At 60.1% G+C, this 2,678-nt stretch carries 3 protein-coding genes; all 3 read right to left on the bottom strand.

The features are described from left to right. Nucleotides 1–676 (bottom strand): Asp-tRNA(Asn)/Glu-tRNA(Gln) amidotransferase subunit GatB (gatB, locus tag ACIOZM_RS31650; protein ID WP_401221574.1); only part of this gene is annotated, 676 nt, incomplete at its 3' end. A gap of 149 nt (nucleotides 677–825) precedes the next feature. Further along, nucleotides 826–2,277: an Asp-tRNA(Asn)/Glu-tRNA(Gln) amidotransferase subunit GatA gene (gene gatA / locus ACIOZM_RS31645; RefSeq protein ID WP_401221571.1), complete on the bottom strand. Its 1,452-nt coding sequence runs from the start codon at nucleotides 2,275–2,277 to the stop codon at nucleotides 826–828. A 16-nt stretch (nucleotides 2,278–2,293) separates the two neighbouring features. Continuing rightward, nucleotides 2,294–2,581: an Asp-tRNA(Asn)/Glu-tRNA(Gln) amidotransferase subunit GatC gene (gatC, locus tag ACIOZM_RS31640; RefSeq protein ID WP_007901429.1), complete on the bottom strand. Its 288-nt coding sequence runs from the start codon at nucleotides 2,579–2,581 to the stop codon at nucleotides 2,294–2,296. Between the last annotated feature and the right edge of the window lie 97 nt (nucleotides 2,582–2,678).

Genomic DNA, 2,678 nt, shown 5'->3' with positions numbered 1-2,678 from the left:
CCTTCTCGATGAAGCGGAACGAGTTGTCGTTCTTGATCTCGCAGCGGGTGCCGAACTCGACCTGGCCTTTCGGACGGATCGACACGTTGCAGTCGCAACGCAGCGAACCTTCGGCCATGTTGCCGTCGCAGATGCCCAGATAACGCACCAGCGCGTGGATAGTCTTGACGTAGGCCACGGCTTCCTTGGCGCTGCGCATGTCCGGCTCGGAAACGATTTCCAGCAGCGGCGTGCCGGCACGGTTCAGGTCGATACCGGTGGCACCGTTGAATTCTTCGTGCAGGCTCTTGCCGGCGTCTTCTTCCAGGTGCGCACGGGTTACGCCGACACGTTTGATCGTGCCGTCTTCCATGGCGATGTCCAGGTGGCCCTTGCCGACAATCGGCAATTCCATCTGGCTGATCTGGTAGCCCTTCGGCAGATCCGGGTAGAAATAGTTTTTACGGGCGAACACGTTGTGTTGACCGATCTCGGCATCAATCGCCAGACCGAACATCACCGCCATGCGCACCGCTTCCTGGTTCAGCACCGGCAATACGCCGGGCATGCCCAGATCGATCAGGCTGGCCTGAGTGTTTGGCTCGGAGCCGAACTGCGTGGAACTACCGGAAAAGATTTTCGACCGGGTGGTGAGCTGGGTGTGAATCTCCAGCCCGATCACGACTTCCCATTGCATGTGTGTCTCCTCAGAAGCCTTAACAGGGGATTTTGAAACGTCGCGAGCGAAGGTAAGGCAAGGCGAAAACTGGCGAGTAAGCGGAGTTGACGTTAGTCAATGAGCATTACGAGCCAGTTTTCAACGCCGCATTACCGAGCGCAGCAGTTTCAAAACCCCTGTGGGGTGCGGGTGTGCCAGTCAGTGTTCAGCTGATACTGGTGGGCAACGTTCAACAGGCGACCTTCCTGGAAATACGGAGCGAGCAACTGCACGCCGACCGGCAGACCGTCGACAAAACCGGCCGGCATCGACAGGCCCGGCAGGCCCGCGAGGTTGGCGGTGATGGTGTAGACGTCTTCCAGATAGGCAGCGACCGGGTCGCTGTTCTTGGCGCCGAGTTTCCAGGCCGGGTTTGGCGTGGTCGGGCCGAGGATGATGTCGACTTCATTAAAGGCAGCCATGAAATCGTTCTTCACCAGACGACGGATTTTCTGCGCCTTCAAGTAGTAGGCGTCGTAGTAACCGGCGGACAGCGCGTAGGCACCGACCATGATCCGGCGCTGTACTTCCGGGCCGAAGCCTTCGCCACGCGAGCGTTTGTACAGGTCGATCAGGTTTTCCGGGTTCTCGCAGCGATGGCCGAAGCGCACGCCGTCGAAACGCGACAGGTTCGAGGAAGCCTCTGCCGGCGCGATCACGTAGTACGCAGGGATCGCGTGCTGCATGTTCGGCAGGCTGATTTCCTTGATCACGGCACCGAGCTTCTGCAGCTCTTTGATGCTGTTCTGGATCAGTTCGGCGATGCGCGGGTCGAGACCGGCGCTGAAGTATTCCTTCGGCACGCCGATGCGCAGGCCTTGCAGCGAATCGCCGAGGCTGGCGGAGTAATCCGGCACAGGCTCGTCGATGCTGGTGGAGTCGTTCTGATCGAAGCCAGCCATACCTTGCAACATAATTGCGCAGTCTTCGGCAGTGCGCGCCAACGGGCCGCCCTGATCGAGGCTGGAGGCGTAAGCGATCATGCCCCAGCGCGAAACGCGACCGTAGGTCGGTTTCAGGCCGGTGAGGTTGGTGAACGCGGCCGGCTGACGGATCGAACCGCCAGTGTCGGTCGCGGTGGCGGCTGGCAACAGACGAGCGGCAACGGCCGCAGCCGAGCCACCGGACGAACCGCCCGGTACGTGTTCCAGGTTCCACGGGTTTTTCACCGCGCCGTACCAGCTCGACTCGTTGGCCGAACCCATGGCGAATTCGTCCATGTTGGTCTTGCCCAGGGTCACGGCGCCGGCAGCAGCCAGTTTCGCGACCACGGTGGCGTCGTACGGGGCTTTGAAGTTGTCGAGCATCTTCGAGCCGCAGCTGGTGCGAATGCCCTGGGTGCAGAACAAGTCTTTGTGAGCGATCGGCGCGCCAAGCAGGGCGCCGCTCTCACCGTTGGCACGGCGCACGTCGGCGGCTTTCGCCTGCTCGATGGCCAGCTCTTCGGTGAGGCTGATGAAACTGTTGAGCTGCGGGTCGAGCTGGGTGATACGCGCCAGCAGGACTTTGGTCAGCTCTTCGGAGGAAAACTTTTTATCGGCGAGACCGCGGGCGATCTCGGCCAGAGTCATTTCATGCATTGCAGGCTCTTTCCCTTTAGTCGATGACTTTCGGAACCAGATACAGGCCGTTTTCGACCGCTGGTGCGATGGACTGATAGGCCTCGCGATGATTGGTCTCGGTCACGACGTCGGCGCGCAGGCGCTGACTGGCTTCCAGCGGGTGGGCCAGAGGCTCGATTCCGTCGGTATTAACAGCCTGCATTTCGTCGACCAGCCCGAGAATGCTGTTGAGTGCGGAAGTAATGTGTGGAAGATCGGCATCATTAAGGCCAAGGCAGGCCAGATGTGCGATTTTTTCCACGTCGGAGCGTTCTAGCGCCATCGGGATTCTCCTGTGGAAAACAGAACGGACGGCGTCCGTGTGTTAGATTGTCGGAACACTACCGCACTTATACGGTCATAAGGCCGCGATTGTGGGG

Origin of the sequence: Pseudomonas sp. NPDC087346 (assembly GCF_044744235.1) — a bacterium.
In the GTDB taxonomy this organism is placed as follows: domain Bacteria; phylum Pseudomonadota; class Gammaproteobacteria; order Pseudomonadales; family Pseudomonadaceae; genus Aquipseudomonas.
This window is presented reverse-complemented; position numbering and strand designations above follow the sequence as displayed.